Below are 429 nucleotides of genomic sequence, written 5' to 3'. Positions count from 1 at the left end.
GAGTAAAACCATGGCTGAAGCAACCGATGTCGTATTAGTAGGTGGCGGCATTATGAGCGCCACTTTGGGCGTATTGCTCAAAGAACTCGAACCATCTTGGGAAATCACCCTGATCGAACGCTTGGAAGATGTAGCGTTGGAATCATCAAATGCATGGAACAACGCCGGTACGGGACACTCTGCCCTGTGCGAATTGAACTATGCCCCCCTGACTGCCGACGGCACGATTGATCCGACCCGTGCCCTCAATATTGCCGAACAATTCCATATCAGCCGCCAATTTTGGGCGACTTTGGTCGAAGAAGGCAAACTGACCGACCGCTCTTTCATCAATTCCGTCCCCCACATGTCGCTGGTGATGAACGCCGACCATTGCAGTTATCTGCAAAAACGTTTCGACGTGTTCAAAAACCAAAAACTCTTCGAAAA

1 protein-coding gene is annotated in these 429 nt (G+C 50.1%); it reads left to right on the top strand.

Annotated elements, in window-relative coordinates; all coding sequences use genetic code 11:
- Positions 1-10 precede the first annotated feature (10 nt).
- On the top strand, positions 11-429 hold a 419-nt coding region (locus ACTHUM_RS20100), incomplete at its 3' end, for a malate:quinone oxidoreductase (protein ID WP_440404018.1).

This window comes from Neisseria sp. P0021.S006 (assembly GCF_051956895.1).
This window is presented reverse-complemented; position numbering and strand designations above follow the sequence as displayed.